The organism is Glutamicibacter soli, from assembly GCF_003309065.1.
GTDB classification, from domain to species: domain Bacteria; phylum Actinomycetota; class Actinomycetes; order Actinomycetales; family Micrococcaceae; genus Glutamicibacter; species Glutamicibacter soli.
In genome coordinates this window covers 33,544-49,356 of the sequence record NZ_POAF01000009.1, presented here as the reverse complement: position 1 = coordinate 49,356, position 15,813 = coordinate 33,544, and the positions used below count along the sequence as shown (strand labels likewise).

The following is a 15,813-nucleotide window of genomic DNA, read 5'->3' as shown; positions in this document are numbered from 1 at the left end:
CATTCGCGTTCGAGGTGGACGATCCCGCGCTTAGGCGTCGCCGCCGGCGTTGCCGGACTTGCCGGCGTTCGGGTTGTTCAGATCGTACTTGGCGTGCGCCTTGATGGCCGAGTCGGCCGCGATCTCGCCGCGCTCAACCAGCGAGTGCAGGGTCTGCACCACCAGCGAGTGCGCGTCGATCTTGAAGAAGCGGCGCGCCGCCGAGCGGGTGTCCGAGAAGCCGAAGCCGTCGGCGCCCAGGGTGTGGTACTCGCCCGGGACGTACGGACGGATCTGCTCCGGCACCGCACGCATGTAGTCCGTGGTCGCGATGAACGGACCGGTGGCCGAGGACAGCTTCTGGGTCACGTACGGCACGCGGCGGGCCTTGGACGGATCAACCAGGACCTGCTCGTCGGCGTGCAGGCCGTCGCGGGTCAGCTCGTTCCACGAGGTCACGGACCAGACGTCTGCGGACACGCCCCATTCGTCGGCCAGGATCTTCTGGGCTTCCAGGGCCCACGGCACTGCCACGCCCGAAGCCAGCAGCTGCGCGCGCGGGCCGTCGGTGGTGGCTTCCTTGAGCAGGTAGATGCCCTTCTCGATGCCCTCGACGTCCACGTTCTCCGGCTCGGCCGGCTGATGGATCGGCTCGTTGTACACGGTCAGGTAGTACATCACGTTCGGATCCTCGTGGGTTCCGCCGTACATGCGCTCCAGGCCGGAACGCATGATGTGGCCGATCTCGTAGCCGTAGGCCGGATCGTAGGTGATAACCGCCGGGTTGGTGCTGGTCAGCACCGGCGAGTGGCCGTCGGCGTGCTGCAGGCCCTCACCGGTCAGGGTGGTGCGGCCGGCGGTGGCGCCGATGATGAAGCCGCGGGCCATCTGGTCGCCGGCGGCCCAGAACTGGTCGCCGGTGCGCTGGAAGCCGAACATCGAGTAGAACACGTAGATCGGGATCAGCGGCTCGTTGTGGGTCGAGTAGCTGGTGCCCGCCGCGGTGAACGCGCCGACGGCGCCGGCCTCGTTGATGCCCGGGTGGATCAGCTGGCCCTGCGGGGATTCCTTGTAGGCCAGCACCAGGTCGCGGTCCACGGACAGGTAGTTCTGGCCGCCCGGGTTGTAGATCTTGGCAGTCGGGAAGAACGCGTCCATGCCGAAGGTGCGGGACTCGTCGGGCACGATCGGCACGATGCGGTGGCCGAATTCCTTGTCGCGCATGAGGTCCTTGAGCAGGCGCACGAAGGCCATGGTGGTGGCCGCCTGCTGCTTGCCCGAACCGCGCTTGGCGATGGCGTAGGCCTTCTCGCCCGGCAGGGTCAGCTTGACGTCGGATTCCTGGCGGCGCGACGGCACGGAGCCGCCGAGCTTGGCACGGTGCTCCATCATGTACTTGTACTCGGCCGAATCCTCGGACGGGCGGTAGTACGGAGGCAGGTACGGATCGGCCTCGAGCTGCTCGTCGGTGATCGGGATGCGCAGGTGGTCGCGGAAGCCCTTGAGGTCCTCGAGGGTCAGCTTCTTCATCTGGTGCGTGGCGTTGCGGGCCTCGAAGTGCGAGCCCAGGCCGTAGCCCTTGACCGTCTTGGTCAGGATCACGGTCGGCTTGCCCTTGAACTCGGTGGCTGCCTTGTAGGCCGCGTACACCTTGTGGTAGTCGTGGCCGCCGCGCTTGAGATTCCAGATCTCATCGTCGGTGTAGTCCGCGACCAGTTCCTTGGTCTCCGGGCGCTGCCCGAAGAAGTGCTCGCGCACGAACGCGCCGGACTCCGCCTTGTAGGTCTGGTAGTCGCCGTCCGGGGTCTGGTTCATGACGTCGACCAGGGCGTTGGTCTTGTCGGCTTCGAGCAGGGCATCCCACTCGCGGCCCCAGACGACCTTGATGACGTTCCAGCCGGCGCCGCGGAAGAAGGCTTCCAGTTCCTGGATGATCTTGCCGTTGCCGCGCACCGGGCCGTCAAGGCGCTGCAGATTGCAGTTCACCACGAAGGTGAGGTTGTCCAGCTTCTCGTTGGCCGCCAGCTGCAGGAAGCCGCGCGACTCCGGCTCGTCCATTTCGCCGTCGCCCAGGAAGGCCCAGACGTGCTGCTCGGAGGTGTCCTTGATGCCGCGGTTGTGCAGGTAGCGGTTCAGCTGGGCCTGGTAGATCGCGTTGGCCGGGCCGATGCCCATCGACACGGTCGGGAATTCCCAGAAGTCCGGCAGCGAACGCGGGTGCGGGTAGGAAGGAAGCGCGTGGCCTTCCTTCGACTTCTCCTGGCGGAAGCCGTTCATGTCCTCTTCGGACAGGCGGCCTTCGAGGAATGCGCGGGCATACATGCCCGGCGAGGCGTGGCCCTGGAAGAAGACCTGGTCGCCGCCGCCCGGGTGGTTCTTGCCACGGAAGAAGTGGTTGAAGCCCACTTCGTACAGGGTCGCGGCGCCTGCGTAGGTGGAGATGTGGCCGCCGACGCCGATGGAAGGCTCCTGGGCTCGGTGCACCATGATGGCAGCGTTCCAGCGCATGAACGCGCGGAAGCGGCGTTCGATCTGCTCGTCGCCGGGGAACTCGGGCTCCTGGTCGACGGGGATGGTGTTCACGTAGTCGGTGGTGGTCACCATCGGCACGCCAACGGACTTGGCGCCGGCACGCTGCAGGAGCGAGCGGATGATGAACTGGGCGCGCTCGGTGCCCTGGGTTTCGACGAGTGCGTCGAACGAGTCCAACCATTCCTGGGTTTCCTCGGGATCCCGATCGGATAGCTGGTAAGTCAAACCACTACGGATCTGGGAGATGTGTTCCTCTACAGCCACTGAAGCTCCTTGATTGAAATTGCGGCTCCGCCGCGGTGCAGACATTTTTCTGCCGTGCAGCGGGATGGGACATCGGGTGCAGTAACACTGGAGTGGTGTGTCCTGCTCGGTTCACTGCCTACTCTAATGAATCGAAAGCCGAAAAATCGACGAGATTTTTGGGCAAAATAGCATTAAATAGGCTATTTTAGGTGACTTGTGCAACAGTGTGCAGGAGTCAACGCTAGATTGACCCTGTCAAATTGGTCTGCATCACTTTCTGGCGGGCGATATTCGTTCGGCGTGTTATTGCCGTAGCGCTTGAATGGAGCGACGAAACGGTGTTTCGTTGGTAGTAACGCTTTGCACCATCAGGAGGAATGAAGTGAGCGACGCCGTATCGGCAAACCTGGAGTCCGTTAAAAAACTGGGCTTCAAGAATGAAGACCTTATCCAGGAACTGGGTTACGACGATGACGTGGACTACGATCTTCGCGACGCGATCGAGGACACTATTGGTTCAGAGCTGCTCACCGAAGAGGATCACGACGTCGTTGATGCAGTGATTTACTGGTGGCGCGATGGCGACGGAGACCTTGTCGACGCGCTGATGGACTCGCTGAGCAACCTCGGGGAGGGTGGCATCGTATGGCTGCTGACCCCGAAGCAGGGTCGCGAGGGACATGTGTCCCCATCGCTGATCCAGCAGGAAGCTCCGAGCGCCGGGCTGCACGTGACTACTACTGAGGGTGTCTCGGCCGACTGGTCGGCCATTCGTTTGGCACCGCGCAAGAAGAACTAAATGATCGAAACGGGTTCACGCCTGTTCGACTTCTCGCTGGAAAATCAGTACGGTGAAATGATCACCAGCACCGGGCTGTCCGACGGCCGGGTGCTGGTTGTCTTCTATCCGTGGGCATTTTCCCGCGTCTGCGGCTCGGAATTGGCGCAGCTCCAGGAGCATCTCGAGTACTTCGCCAACCGTTCGGTGCGGGTTGTCGCGATTTCGGTGGATCACAAGTTCGCGTTGCGAAATTATGCCGAGGCGTTGGGGATCCAGTTCGACCTGCTGGCCGATTTCTGGCCTCATGGTCGAGTGGCGCGGCTAGCCGGCGCGTTCGACGAGCGGCAGGGCGTGGCGACACGGCTGTCGATTTATCTTGAAGACGGGATAGTGCGTCGAACTTTCACCAGTGAAATGACCCAGCCGCGCAGCCTGGAGGACTATCGGAGCGCCATCGACAAAGCGTAGAAGCATTGCGGCGCGTTCGGGAAACGCCCCGATTTGCGCAGAGCTGGAAAGCTCTGTAAAGTAATTCCTCGTTGGCTTGCAAAAGCTGATGTGGTTAGGGCCTTTAGCTCAGCTGGTAGAGCGTCACGTTTACACCGTGAATGTCATCGGTTCGATCCCGGTAGGGCCCACCAATTGGAACCCAGGTTCTCGATTTACTATCGAGAACCTGGGTTTTTACGTTTCCGCGCTCCGTGACTTTAGGGAATTATTCTCCGAGGATTCGTTCCAGCGTTTCGGCCGCGTCCAGACTTCCCTCGTTGGCCAGCCGCACGTCCACGCCCAGCTGATGGACCGTGTTTCGCCGCTGGTAGCTCAAGGCCTGCCAATGGTTTTCCGGTCGATTGCCCTGGAGGATGGGCTGGGAGTGAAGGACGCCTTGCCTGGAAACAACCAGCACATGGTAGCCCTCGACTTGGGCATCGACTAGGACATATTAGGCCGTCGACTGTATCCAGCCGGCAGCCTGGACGGTAGGGTACTGCCATGAGCATGGATTCGAAAGTGCCGGATCACCGCGGGCGGCGCACCTTCACCCTGAGCAGTTTTCCCAAGGGCCTGGCCGTGGTACCAGGACAACCGTTCGCCACTGGATTCATCATGGCCGCGGGAGCATTGCTCGCGGTCGGCTTGGCCATGGTCGTAGTCTCGATGTCGTCGGTGCTCATGTCCATCACACTTGCGCTCTTCCTCGCCTTGGGTATGACGCCGGCCGTCAACGCGCTCAAGGGACGCGGCATGCCCCATGGCTGGAGCGTGTTGACCGTTATCGTGGCATTTGTCCTCCTCATGATCGGTATTGCGGCGCTCGTTGTTCCCGCGATCGTCCGCCAATTCACTGAGTTCCTCGCAAGCATCCCGCAGGAAATCGACGCGATCCAAGCCAGCCAGTGGTACACGGAGCTTTCCGAGTCCATGGGGTTCAACGCGAGTGAGCAGCTACTGGCGGCCTTCGAAACGTACTTCACCGCAGAAAACCTGCTGGCACTGTCCGGGGGCGTGCTGCATGTCGGCATGGGCATCGTCAATGGGATCTCGTCAGCTTTCCTGGTGATCGTCTTGACCCTGTATTTCGTCTCCACGTTGGATCCGATGAAGCTGGCCGTCGCGCGTCTGGTGCCGGCCTATCGGCGCGAGAAGTTTTCGACGACGCTGAATTCGATCGTTTTCGCCGTCGGCAAGGCGGTTGCTGGGGCCGTCACGCTGTCGGCCATCAACGCCGCAGTGGTTCTGGTGATTTTCCTGCTGCTCGGCTCACAAGTAGCAGTCTTATTCGCCTTGATGGCGTTCTTGATTACCCTGATTCCGATGATCGGTTCGGTTCTGTTTCTTATCATTGGCACTTTGGGCGCATTGCTCATCAGCCCATCGGCGGCGCTGGTATTCCTGATTGCCTATTTCATCTATGTCCAATTGGAGGCATATCAAGTTACGCCTCGAATCATGGGCAAGGCGGTAAATGTCCCCGGCGTCTTGGTCATTATCGCCGCCATGACCGGCGCCGCGCTGATGGGCCTGTTCGGAGCCTTGCTTGCCATCCCCATCACCGCCTCGATCCTGATCGTCGTGCGTGAAATAGTGATCCCCAAGCGGGACGCGCAAACCGAGCCACCGTCCTAGAGATGTATGTCACGGAGTCCTGACTTGCGTGGATGCAGGGTTCCCCGTAAAGTTATTCCCTGTTGGCGCGGGGAAATATCCTCGGCTGGCAATGCCAAGGGCCTTTAGCTCAGCTGGTAGAGCGTCACGTTTACACCGTGAATGTCATCGGTTCGATCCCGGTAGGGCCCACCAAATATGAAACCCGCTCAAGCGATCTTCACGATCACTTGCGCGGGTTTCCTCTTTCCAGAAGCCTTAGGTCGGTGGCGGCCCCAGAGTGAATTAGATGTCGTCTGAGGTTCTACTTTCCTCGCAGGAATCCAGGCCAAGACTGCCATGCCGGTCGGCCCGTCTGGTCAAAAGCGTGGAAGCATGGCGGCTAGACCTGAATGAGCATTTTCAAGCACCTAGACTCCCACGCGTCGGTGCAAATTGCTGTGCGTGAGAAAGTCGGTTTTATTGACTTTCCTGAGGCAAGAAGCGAATTTCTGCTCCGTGACGAAGTATTACTTGGCCATATTGAAACAATTGGAGCGCTTTACTCCGATTGTCGGCAGGCGGCTGTAGTCTAGCAACAGTGATAGTCGCAGGATCCGGACAAACCGGGGGGCGTAGTCCGGAGCGGCATACGGTTTGCGTGGATATGGGGATAGCCACGAATACCTTCACTCGCAAGAGAACCCCACCAAGAAATTGGTGGGGTTTTCCGCGTCCCGATGGAAAGAGCTGCTGAAGTCTACGTAGAACATTGGCCAATAATGATGTTGTTGACTCGGATTCCAACCTCATGATTCGGCGGGCAGAAGATTGCCATCCATCGGCCCGTGAAAGTGAAGCTTGTTTAGATAACCTGGTTGCCCGCGACAGCGGCCTTGAGGATATCCGCCTGTTCCATGCGTCGCAAGCAAGTGCTGGTTTTTCGGGTTTCTATTCAGCAGCTACCCACCTGATCCGGAAGCTAAATTGCTAGCGTGAGATAGTACGAAGTTCCAGCGACAGTGAGGAAAACGCACATGAGTTTCGGGGACAAGATCAAGAACAAGGCACAGGAAGCCAGCGGCAAGGTCAAGGAGAAGGTCGGCGACGCTACCAACAATGAAGACCTGCAGGCCGAAGGCCTCGCCGACCAGGCAGCTGCCAAGACCAAGCAAGCTGGAGAACACGTCAAGGACGCAGCCAAGAACATCAAAGACGACTTCACGAAGTAAGCCTGCGACTGGCGACTAAACCTCGAACGCCCCGGACACTGATGAAGTGTTCGGGGCGTTTTCGGCCGCAGCGGCATGGCCAAAGTCCAACGCACGGCGCCGACCCGCCCCCTCGGGGAGCTGGTCGGCGCCGTGCGTTGTCTGGTGACCGTGGACTTCGCGGAGCGGATCCTACAGGGCTACCAAGAGCACTGCTGTCCAGTGGCAGAGGAAAGCAAGAATGGTGCAGGCATGGAACAGCTCGTGGAAGCCAAAGATTTTCGGCAGAGGGTTGGGGCGTTTGGTGGCGTAGAAGACAGCGCCAACGGTGTAGGCGAGCCCGCCTGCAACGATCAGGATCATGACCGCAGGATTTGCCGCCCAGAACGCCGGGAGATACATGACGGCGCCCCATCCCAGCAGGATGTAGAGGCTGACGCCGACCCAGCGTGGAGCCCACGGCCAGAACGACTTGACGGCAATTCCAGACAGGGCCCCGGTCCAGATGATCGAAAGCACGATGATCGCCTGCTTGGGCGGAAGCGTCAACGAGGCGACGGGAGTATAGGTACCGGCAATCAACAAGAAGATGTTCGCGTGGTCCGCTCGGCGGAACAAGCCCATGATCTTATCCGTCCAATTGCCGCGATGATATAGCGCGGAGGTGCCGAATAGGGTGATCGAGCTCAGGGCGAAGACGGCGGTAGTCCATTCAGCCAGGTGTCCGTCCGCCAGCACGATGAGCAGCAGACCCATGATGATGATGCCCGGCGTCGACCACGCGTGGATTAATCCCCGCCAGCGAGTCCTCTCGGTGCCCTGGACTGCCAGTTGTCGAAGTGGGCGTTTCGGCTGCTTGGCAGCTGACAGCGTAGGCGAAGTCATGCGAATCCTTTGGTCCTTCGGGCGTAGCGCCCAACTGCTTGCAGTCTACGGCACCTCTCTGGCAACGTGCTGTGCCCAACGGAATTCCGCTGCGGCGGGACGCGGTGAATGAAGTATGAAGACTAAGAACTTGCAGATTTCATCAACGTTCCCCGGATGTCGGCGTCATTGGCTAAACTCTCTCGTGGCTGGGGAATTCTTCGTCCATCTGCAAGGGCGAATGAGTTATGGCTGTGCCCGCTCGGGGCACCATCACTCAAATTTTCAGAATGGGGAAATATGCTGCGCCGCCTTTTGGCCACAGTATCAGTGAGCGCATTGGTGCTCGTCGGATGTTCTGCTCCCGGGGCGGACACGCGCACCTCGGCGCAGGCCGTCGGGGAATCCGCAATATCCGCGTTGCAACCGCTTGAAGCGGAACTGGTTTCAACGAAATCGAAGGCGGTCAAGCCCGGCGCCAAGCTCAACGGCCCCAAGGCGCTGACAGTCCTGAATACGCTGCCGGTGAAGGGCAAGGCGCCGGCGACGGGGTACAACCGCAATGCCGAATTCGGCAACGGCTGGAAGGACTTCGACAAGGACAAATGCGATGAGCGCCAGGAGGCCCTGTCGCGGGACATGTCCAAGGTGAAGTTCAAGGACAAGAAGAAGTGCACGGTGGCTTCGGGAACCTTGAACGACCTCTACACCGGCAAGAAGATCAACTGGAAGGTCAAGTCGGGCTCCGTCGACATCGATCACGTGGTGGCATTGAAGAATGCGTGGATTTCGGGCGGCCAGAAGCTTTCGCAGGCCCAGCGCCAGGCCTTGGCCAACGATCCGCTGAACCTGATCGCGGCCGATGCCTCGGCCAACCGCCAGAAGGGGGACAAGAATGCCGCCGAATGGCTGCCGAAAAACAAGTCATTCCGCTGCCAGTACGTGGCTACCCAGATCAGCGTGAAGAAGAAATACGCGCTCTCGGTGACCTCGTCCGAAAAGAAGGCCATGAGCAAGGTCTTGAACTCCTGCAAGAACCAGAAGGCCGCCAAGGTCACCCCGATCAAGCCTGCCGGTTCCTCGAAGCCGAGCACAACCTCCAAGCCCAAGGCGCCGGGCACGGTGAAGGGCTTGGTTTCGCCCGGAGCGTTCTGCAAGAGCGCTGACAAGGGCAAGAAGGGCAAGTCGAAGGCTGGCAAAACCTACACCTGCAAGTCCTCGAAGAGCGAAAGCCGTTTGCGCTGGCGCATATAACTGAGCTCGTCCCGGTTTCGTAGCCGGGCACGCAATGACCCGCAGGTCGGCGAATACTGCCGTCCCTGCGGGTCATTCGTTCAGTCAGTGCGCCGTGCGCTTGGTGACCAGTCCCCAGATGAACAGGACCACCAAGGCGCCGGCGATCGCCAGCAGCCACGTTGACAGGTCCCAGAATTCTTCGAGGCCTTTGTTGAAAATTACGCTGCCGAGCCATCCGCCGAGTACGGCGCCGACGACTCCCAACAGCAGGGTCGCGATCCAGCCGCCTCCCTGCTTTCCGGGCATGATGGCCTTTGCGATGGCACCGGCAATCAGTCCTAGAAGAATGAAGCCTAAGAATCCCATTGTTTACTCCAATGCTCTTTGGTCCTAGCAGTCCGGGTTGACCGGCTTGATCGTGAGAATACCCCTCGATAAATGAGCTGGTCTGCAGGCGGTGCGAATTTCTCAGAATTCCCCAAGGAATTGGACTCCAACAGCTTGAGGCAGCCCTTGGAAATTACGCCGCAGACAGCTGACCTGCGCGGATCCAAGGGCGGGAGGCCAGCCAGGAGAACTTGCTTGACATCACAGGGGCTGACTTTTAGTCTGTATAAATATGATTTTATGAATCACTGGATCACTAAAGTCTGATTACAGGGTTCATGCACAATGGAGTGACACATGACTGAAATGATCCCTCCCATCGTGGTGATGGGTGTTTCCGGCAGCGGCAAGTCGACCATCGGCGACTTGCTGGCCCGCCGGCTGGAGCGGGCCTTCATCGACGGGGATTCGCTGCACCCTCAGTCCAACAGGGACAAGATGGCCGCCGGCCATGCCTTGGACGACGCGGACCGCGCACCCTGGCTTGAAATCATCGGCCTGAAGCTGGCCGAGACCAACCACGCCGGAAGCCCGATCGTGCTGGCCTGCTCCGCGCTCAAGCGTTCCTACCGGGACCTGATTCGGGCCCATGAGCCCTCCACCCTGTTCGTGCATCTGTCCGGCGGCAAATCCCTCATCGGGGAACGCATGTCGGCCCGCGACCACGAATTCATGCCCGCCTCGCTGCTGGCAAGCCAGCTGGCCACGCTGGAAGAACCCGGCAGCGACGAGCGGGTGCTCACCGCCGACATCACGCAAACCCCCGCGCAGATCGTCGACGCACTGCTCGCGGCCCTTCCCGCACCGACCGCTTAGGCCGCGTGGCCTGGACACCCATCCCTCACGCTCGACTTGATCAAGGACGACAATGACAACTGAGCTCGAACTCAACTGGACGCTGGGCACCCCCGCGCTCCTGGCCCTGGCGGCCGCGGCCATCGCCGTGCTGCTGGTGCTGATCATCCGCTTCCGCGTCCACGCCTTCCTGGCGCTGGTGATCACCAGCCTGCTGACGGCGATCGCCGCAGGCATCCCGGCCGGCTCCATCATCTCCACGATGACCGGCGGCTTCGGCAGCACGCTGGCCAGCGTCGCCCTGTTGGTCGGCCTGGGCGCGATGCTCGGCCGCATGCTGGAAACCAGCGGAGGCGCCGACGTGCTGACCAACTGGCTCATCGGCAAGTTCGGCGAAAAGCGCGCTCCGCTGGCGCTGTCGGTGGCCTCCCTGCTCTTCGGCTTCCCGATCTTCTTCGACGCCGGCCTGGTGGTCATGCTGCCGATCATCTTCACCGTCGCACGCCGGCTGGGCGGCTCGCTGCTCACCTACGCGATCCCGGCCGCGACCGCCTTCTCTGTGATGCACGTGTTCGTGCCGCCGCACCCGGGTCCGGTGGCCGCCTCCGGCCTGCTGGAAGCCAACGTCGGCCTGGTGCTGCTGCTCGGCTTGCTGGTCGCCGTCCCCACCTGGTTCTTCGCCGGCCACCTGTTCGGCAAGTTCGTGGGCAAGAAGTTCGACATCTCCGTGCCGAACATCCTGGATGCCGCACTGGGCGGCGCCAAGCCGGGCGAAGCCGATCCGTTCAAGTCTTCCCCGTCGGTGGGCACCGTGTTCAGCCTGCTGCTGCTCCCGCTGCTGCTGATCTTCATGAACACCGGCCTGAACATGCTCGGCACCGCCGGCGTGGTCGACCCCAAGGCCGACTGGGTGCAGTGGCTGCGCCTGTTCGGTGAGACCCCGGTGGCGCTGCTGGTCACCGTGATGCTGGCGATCTACCTGCTGGGCTTCCGCACCGGCAAGGCCAAGACCCTGATCGAAACCGTGGTCGACTCGGCGCTGGGCCCGGTGTGCTCGATCATCCTGATCACCGGCGCCGGCGGCATGTTCGGCGGCGTGCTGCGCGCCAGCGGCATCGGCACAGCCATCGCCGACTCGCTGGAATCCGTAGGTCTGCCGCTGATCATTGCCGGCTTCCTCATCGCCGCGATCGTGCGCCTGGCGCAGGGTTCGGCCACCGTGGCGCTGACCACTGCGGCAGCCATCGTGCAGCCGGCGGTGCTGGCCGATGCCTCGCTGAGCGCCTTCCAGGTCGCCACCATGGTGCTCGCTTTGGCCGCGGGCTCGGTGTTCGCCGGCCACGTCAACGACTCGGGCTTCTGGCTGGTCTCGCGCTTCATGCAGATGGACGTGCCGACCACCTTGCGCGTGTGGACCGTGGGCCAGGCGCTGGTCTCGGTTGTCGGCTTCGTCTTCGTGATGGTGCTCTACGGCATCGCCACCGTGCTCGCCTAGCCGGGCCCGGACCGCATAACCACACGATCCCGCTGTGCGCACCATGCAAGGTGCACGCAGCGGGATCCTTTGATTTTGCGCCGGGGGATCAGCTGGTCTTGGCCGGGTCCACGAACAAGCGCGGCTCGTTCTCCCACAGGCTGGAGATCTCGTTGTGCGTGCGGCGCATGATGCTTTCCATATTTCGCCGGGCCGCGGCCGGGTCGGAGTTGGAGATCGCGTCCGCCACCGACTGGTGCCACAGCAGCGCCTCCTCGTGGGGGCGTTCGGGCATCAGGCCCAGCTCGGTGCGCCCGCGCAGGATTGCGCCGATCGGGGTGGACAGGTTCGCGAACATCTCGTTGCCGCTGGCGGCCAGCACCAGCGCATGGAAGCGGATGTCGAGTTCGAGGAAGCGGCGCAAATCGCCCTGGCGTCCATAGTGGTTCATCTGCGCCGAGATGAGCATCAGTTCCTTGCGCATGTCCTCCGGGGCGACCTCGGCGGCCAGCTCGGCGGCCATCGGTTCGACGGAGATGCGCAGTTCGGTCAGCGAGCGCAGCTGCGCGCCCTTCTGGTCGCTGGCCAGCCGCCAGCGGATCACGTGGTCGTCGTACGGGTTCCAATGCTCGGCGCTGAGCACCCGGATTCCGACGCGTTTGGTGCTGTTGACCAGGCCGCACTGGGCCAGGACGCGCACCGCCTCGCGGATCACCGAACGGGAGACCTGGAGTTTCTGCTCAAGATCGGCGGCCAGGATGATGGAGCCGCGGGGAATTTGTCCGCTGACGATGCGGGAGCCGAGGTGCTCAACCACATGAGCGTGCAGACTAGTTGCCATGACGCCAGTTTAGCCAATGAGCAGGCGGCGTTGGCTATCGCGGGCCCTGCCACGCGTAAACAAATATGTTTTAAGTGCGTGAGTGCTCTGGGAAACGCCTGTCGAACCCTTGTAAGATGGGAGGGTCACGTGGTCGTGATCTGAGACCGTGACTGTTCCGGTCTCTGTTCCCGGCCCACCTCCCGGTAATTGATGGAGACTTATTTTTATGCCTGCACAGATTGGTGTCACAGGTCTGGCCGTGATGGGTGCGAACCTCGCTCGCAACTTCGCCCGCAACGGATACACCGTCGCCCTGCACAACCGCTCGGTCGCCAAGACCGACGCGCTGCTTGAGGCCCACGGCGATGAAGGCGACTTCATCCGCACCGAATCCCTGGAAGAGCTTGTCGCGAACCTCGAGTCCCCGCGACGGGTGATGATCATGGTCAAGGCCGGCGGCCCGGTCGATTCCGTGATCGACCAGCTGGTTCCGCTGCTGGATACGGGTGACATCATCATCGACGGCGGCAACTCGCACTACACCGACACCCGCCGCCGCGAGGCTTCGCTGGCCGCAAAGGGCCTGCACTTCGTCGGCGTCGGCGTCTCCGGCGGCGAAGAGGGCGCGCTGCTCGGCCCTTCGATCATGCCCGGCGGCTCGGCCCAGTCCTACGAGGCCCTGGGCCCGATGCTGGAGAAGATCTCCGCCAAGGCCGATGACGGCGCCCCGTGCTGCGCCTGGATCTCCACCGACGGCGCCGGCCACTTCGTGAAGATGGTCCACAACGGCATCGAGTACGCCGACATGCAGGTCATCGGCGAAGCCTACGACCTGCTGCGCAGCGCCGCCGGCATCGAGCCGGCCGAGCAGGCCAAGATCTTCGCCGACTGGAACCAGGGCGACCTGTCCAGCTTCCTGATTGAAATCACCGCCGAGGTCTTGGGCCACACCGACGCCGCCACCGGCAAGCCGCTGATCGATGTCATCCAGGACTCCGCAGGCCAGAAGGGCACCGGCCGCTGGACCGTGCAGTCCGGCCTGGACCTGGGCTCCCCGGTCTCCGCGATCGCCGAATCCGTGTTCGCCCGCTCCCTGTCCTCGCAGCGCGAGATCCGCGCCGTGGGCCAGAGCGTGCTGGCCGGCGAGACTACCGAGGTCGCGCTGCCGGAGAACTTCGTGGAGGACGTGCGCCAGGCGCTGTTCGCCTCGAAGCTGGTTTCCTACGCCCAGGGCATCGACATGCTCACCTCGGCTGCCGACGAGTACAACTGGGAACTGAAGCTGGACGAGATCGCCGGCCTGTGGCGCGAGGGCTGCATCATCCGCGCCGCCCTGCTCAAGGACATCATGGCCGCTTACAAGGGTGACGCGAAGCCCGCCAACCTGCTGTTCACCCCGGCTTTCTCCGAGGCCATCGCCAAGGCGGTTCCGGCCTGGCGCCGCGTGGTGGCAGTGGCGGTGCAGCTGGGCATCCCGGCACCGGTGTTCTCCTCTTCGCTGGCCTACTACGACGGCCTGCGCCGCGACCGCCTGCCGGCGGCCCTGACCCAGGGACTGCGCGACTTCTTCGGTGCGCACACCTACCGCCGCACCGACAAGGACGGCACCTTCCACACCCTGTGGAGCGGGGACCGCTCGGAGATCGAAGCAGAAGACACCCACTAGGTCTTCTGGCGCCTAAAGCCGGCCGGGCAGGGGAATTTTCCCCGGCCCGGCCGGCTTTTGCGTATTCCCGGCGAGCGCCGCCGGCTGGATTCATACGTGCGGCTTTTGCGCTGAACAGAGCTGTCACAGACTGGCGGAAAACAATGGGTACTGCCCCTTCAATTTCCCCGAGGTTGACCCCATGAAGTTCCCGTTCCGAACCAAGGCCCTGGCATCGGCTGCGGCCCTGTGTCTGGCCTTGGCCCTGGCCGGATGCTCCGCAGGGTCGATGAAAACCGTGTCCGAGGTGACCGGCAACAGCACCTTCCAAAGCGCCGCAGTGCCCAGCGCCTCGCCCGACACCAGCACCGCCTCGGCCAAGGACGTCATCGAGGACACCCATTTCGACGCCGATGACCTGCACTGGGACGCCTCCGCGGAAACCACGCTTGTGCTGGCAGACTCTGGATCGACGGCCGCGGGGGAGAACGCGAAGGAGGTCTCCGTGTCCGGCGGCACCGTGAGCATCAATGCCGCGGGCACCTACCGCGTCTCCGGGACGCTCGGCGACGGCCAGCTGGTGGTGGATGCCCCCAAGGATGCCTTGGTGCGGATCATCCTGGACGGCGCGCACATCACCTCGTCCACCGGCCCCGCCATCCTGGCCGCGCAGGCGAACGAGGTGCTGCTGTACCTGGAGGAGGGGACCGGAAACTCCGCCAGCGACGCCCCGAGTTATGCGGACACCGCCGCGGACGCACCGAACGCCGCGATCTACTCGATGGCGGACCTGACCATCGCCGGGCGCGGCGAGTTGTCCGTGGAGGGCAACCACCAAGACGGCATCGCGAGCGCTGACGGGCTGGTCCTGGATTCCGGGCAGGTCACGGTGGCCGCCGCTGATGACGGGGTGAAAGGCAGGGACTACGTGCTGGTGCTCGGCGGCAACTACACCGTGACCGCCGCCGCGGATGGCATCAAGTCCACCAACGACGCCAGCGAGGACCTCGGCTGGCTGCACCAGTACGCCGGGCAGCTCACCGTCTCCGTGGGGGACGACGGCCTGAAGGCCGAGACGGCATTGAGGATCAGCGGCGGAACCGCCGTGGTCAGCGACTCGACCGAAGCGCTGGAAGCGGCCATCATCGATATCTCCGGCGGCACGGTCAACGCCACGGCCGACGACGACGGGCTGAACGCCTCGATTGCCGGGGGCGGCGCGCAGCAGGCGGGTGATTTCCACTTGGAGATCTCCGGCGGGGCCGTGACGGTTAACGCCGAGGGCGACGGGCTGGACTCCAATGGCGGCATCGCTATATCCGGCGGGCAGATCGTGGTCAATGGTCCGACCGGCGCCGGCAACGGGGCCATCGACGCGAACGGGGAGATGACGATCACCGGCGGCGTGCTGGCGGCGGCTGGCAGCGGCTCCATGGCCCAGGGGCCCAGCGGTTCATCCACCCAGGGCGGGCTGCAGGTCCCGCTGGGTTCCGCGGTTCCCGCAGGCACGGTAATCCAGATCGCTGACTCCGCCGGAACGCTGCTCGCCACCTTCGTCACCAGCAAGCCGACCGAAAACCTGGTTTATTCCTCAAAGGACATCGTGAACGGCCGCAGCTACACGATCTCCACCGGCGGGAGCGCCGAGGTGGCAGCGGGCCTGGGTGCCGGGCAGCTGGACGGGGCCAAGCCAGTTGCAACTGTCACTGCGGGCCAGTATTCCTCGGCTCTGGGCGGTCCCAGGGCACGTTGACC

At 62.7% G+C, this 15,813-nt stretch carries 16 protein-coding genes and 2 tRNA genes; 14 read left to right on the top strand and 4 right to left on the bottom strand.

Annotated features, from left to right (window positions below):
• Positions 1 to 30: 30 nt before the first annotated feature.
• Positions 31 to 2,820, bottom strand: a complete 2,790-nt coding sequence (gene aceE, locus C1H84_RS16155; RefSeq protein WP_424679326.1) for a pyruvate dehydrogenase (acetyl-transferring), homodimeric type — start codon at positions 2,818 to 2,820, stop codon at positions 31 to 33.
• Between the two features lie 319 nt (positions 2,821 to 3,139).
• Here aceE and C1H84_RS16150 point away from each other — a divergent pair, with 319 nt between their 5' ends.
• The 9 genes from C1H84_RS16150 (at position 3,140) to C1H84_RS16120 (ending at position 6,855) form a co-directional block, all read left to right on the top strand.
• Complete coding sequence (locus C1H84_RS16150; RefSeq protein WP_231735959.1) at positions 3,140 to 3,556, top strand: DUF3052 domain-containing protein; 417 nt, start codon at positions 3,140 to 3,142, stop codon at positions 3,554 to 3,556.
• Positions 3,557 to 4,006 (top strand): redoxin domain-containing protein, encoded by a 450-nt coding sequence (locus C1H84_RS16145; RefSeq protein WP_053798012.1) that lies wholly within the window; start codon positions 3,557 to 3,559, stop codon positions 4,004 to 4,006.
• A gap of 97 nt (positions 4,007 to 4,103) precedes the next feature.
• Positions 4,104 to 4,179 (top strand) — tRNA-Val (locus C1H84_RS16140).
• On the top strand, positions 4,143 to 4,475 hold the full coding sequence (locus C1H84_RS16135; protein ID WP_113607973.1) for a hypothetical protein: 333 nt from the start codon (positions 4,143 to 4,145) through the stop codon (positions 4,473 to 4,475). Before C1H84_RS16140 ends, C1H84_RS16135 begins: the two co-directional genes overlap by 37 nt.
• Positions 4,476 to 4,531: 56 nt before the next feature.
• The gene (locus C1H84_RS16130; RefSeq protein WP_113607972.1) at positions 4,532 to 5,665 is read left to right on the top strand and encodes an AI-2E family transporter; all 1,134 of its coding nucleotides are present in this window, start codon (positions 4,532 to 4,534) and stop codon (positions 5,663 to 5,665) included.
• Positions 5,666 to 5,763: 98 nt separating this feature from the next.
• Positions 5,764 to 5,839 (top strand) — tRNA-Val (locus tag C1H84_RS16125).
• 197 nt (positions 5,840 to 6,036) lie between these two features.
• The gene (locus C1H84_RS18105) at positions 6,037 to 6,219 is read left to right on the top strand and encodes a hypothetical protein (RefSeq protein WP_146956155.1); all 183 of its coding nucleotides are present in this window, start codon (positions 6,037 to 6,039) and stop codon (positions 6,217 to 6,219) included.
• A gap of 176 nt (positions 6,220 to 6,395) precedes the next feature.
• The gene (locus tag C1H84_RS18100) at positions 6,396 to 6,617 is read left to right on the top strand and encodes a hypothetical protein (protein ID WP_146956153.1); all 222 of its coding nucleotides are present in this window, start codon (positions 6,396 to 6,398) and stop codon (positions 6,615 to 6,617) included.
• Between the two features lie 43 nt (positions 6,618 to 6,660).
• Positions 6,661 to 6,855: a CsbD family protein gene (locus tag C1H84_RS16120; RefSeq protein WP_047118988.1), complete on the top strand. Its 195-nt coding sequence runs from the start codon at positions 6,661 to 6,663 to the stop codon at positions 6,853 to 6,855.
• A 171-nt stretch (positions 6,856 to 7,026) separates the two neighbouring features.
• Here C1H84_RS16120 and trhA read toward each other — a convergent pair whose 3' ends face one another.
• Entirely contained in the window at positions 7,027 to 7,719 is a 693-nt protein-coding gene (trhA, locus tag C1H84_RS16115) for a PAQR family membrane homeostasis protein TrhA (RefSeq protein ID WP_082123887.1), read from the bottom strand.
• A 309-nt stretch (positions 7,720 to 8,028) separates the two neighbouring features.
• Between trhA and C1H84_RS16110 the strand changes: the two genes are divergently transcribed.
• The gene (locus tag C1H84_RS16110; protein WP_244910930.1) at positions 8,029 to 8,952 is read left to right on the top strand and encodes an HNH endonuclease family protein; all 924 of its coding nucleotides are present in this window, start codon (positions 8,029 to 8,031) and stop codon (positions 8,950 to 8,952) included.
• 84 nt (positions 8,953 to 9,036) lie between these two features.
• Here C1H84_RS16110 and C1H84_RS16105 read toward each other — a convergent pair whose 3' ends face one another.
• Positions 9,037 to 9,300 carry a GlsB/YeaQ/YmgE family stress response membrane protein gene (locus C1H84_RS16105; RefSeq protein ID WP_047118990.1) on the bottom strand — a complete coding sequence of 88 codons (264 nt, stop codon included), beginning with the start codon at positions 9,298 to 9,300 and terminating at the stop codon, positions 9,037 to 9,039.
• 318 nt (positions 9,301 to 9,618) lie between these two features.
• On the opposite strand from C1H84_RS16105, the gene C1H84_RS16100 reads away from it, so the two are divergent.
• On the top strand, positions 9,619 to 10,137 hold the full coding sequence (locus C1H84_RS16100) for a gluconokinase (RefSeq protein ID WP_053798009.1): 519 nt from the start codon (positions 9,619 to 9,621) through the stop codon (positions 10,135 to 10,137).
• 52 nt (positions 10,138 to 10,189) lie between these two features.
• Positions 10,190 to 11,611 carry a GntP family permease gene (locus C1H84_RS16095; RefSeq protein WP_047118992.1) on the top strand — a complete coding sequence of 474 codons (1,422 nt, stop codon included), beginning with the start codon at positions 10,190 to 10,192 and terminating at the stop codon, positions 11,609 to 11,611.
• Between the two features lie 88 nt (positions 11,612 to 11,699).
• Here C1H84_RS16095 and C1H84_RS16090 read toward each other — a convergent pair whose 3' ends face one another.
• Positions 11,700 to 12,431, bottom strand: a complete 732-nt coding sequence (locus C1H84_RS16090; RefSeq protein ID WP_047118993.1) for a FadR/GntR family transcriptional regulator — start codon at positions 12,429 to 12,431, stop codon at positions 11,700 to 11,702.
• 208 nt (positions 12,432 to 12,639) lie between these two features.
• On the opposite strand from C1H84_RS16090, the gene gndA reads away from it, so the two are divergent.
• Entirely contained in the window at positions 12,640 to 14,079 is a 1,440-nt protein-coding gene (gene gndA, locus C1H84_RS16085; RefSeq protein WP_113607970.1) for an NADP-dependent phosphogluconate dehydrogenase, read from the top strand.
• 181 nt (positions 14,080 to 14,260) lie between these two features.
• Positions 14,261 to 15,811 carry a carbohydrate-binding domain-containing protein gene (locus tag C1H84_RS16080; protein ID WP_113607969.1) on the top strand — a complete coding sequence of 517 codons (1,551 nt, stop codon included), beginning with the start codon at positions 14,261 to 14,263 and terminating at the stop codon, positions 15,809 to 15,811.
• Positions 15,812 to 15,813 lie beyond the last annotated feature (2 nt).

Bases quoted from the DNA above. Each gene is read 5' to 3' on its own strand.
- aceE (WP_424679326.1), bottom strand. From the start codon at position 2,820: ATGTCTGCACCGCGGCGGAGCCGCAATTTCAATCAAGGAGCTTCAGTG.
- C1H84_RS16130 (WP_113607972.1), top strand. From the start codon at position 4,532: ATGAGCATGGATTCGAAAGTGCCGGATCACCGCGGGCGGCGCACCTTC.
- C1H84_RS16120 (WP_047118988.1), top strand. From the start codon at position 6,661: ATGAGTTTCGGGGACAAGATCAAGAACAAGGCACAGGAAGCCAGCGGC.
- C1H84_RS16090 (WP_047118993.1), bottom strand. From the start codon at position 12,431: ATGGCAACTAGTCTGCACGCTCATGTGGTTGAGCACCTCGGCTCCCGC.
- gndA (WP_113607970.1), top strand. From the start codon at position 12,640: ATGCCTGCACAGATTGGTGTCACAGGTCTGGCCGTGATGGGTGCGAAC.
- C1H84_RS16100 (WP_053798009.1), top strand. From the start codon at position 9,619: ATGACTGAAATGATCCCTCCCATCGTGGTGATGGGTGTTTCCGGCAGC.
- trhA (WP_082123887.1), bottom strand. From the start codon at position 7,719: ATGACTTCGCCTACGCTGTCAGCTGCCAAGCAGCCGAAACGCCCACTT.
- C1H84_RS18105 (WP_146956155.1), top strand. From the start codon at position 6,037: ATGAGCATTTTCAAGCACCTAGACTCCCACGCGTCGGTGCAAATTGCT.
- C1H84_RS16080 (WP_113607969.1), top strand. From the start codon at position 14,261: ATGAAGTTCCCGTTCCGAACCAAGGCCCTGGCATCGGCTGCGGCCCTG.
- C1H84_RS16095 (WP_047118992.1), top strand. From the start codon at position 10,190: ATGACAACTGAGCTCGAACTCAACTGGACGCTGGGCACCCCCGCGCTC.
- C1H84_RS16105 (WP_047118990.1), bottom strand. From the start codon at position 9,300: ATGGGATTCTTAGGCTTCATTCTTCTAGGACTGATTGCCGGTGCCATC.
- C1H84_RS16145 (WP_053798012.1), top strand. From the start codon at position 3,557: ATGATCGAAACGGGTTCACGCCTGTTCGACTTCTCGCTGGAAAATCAG.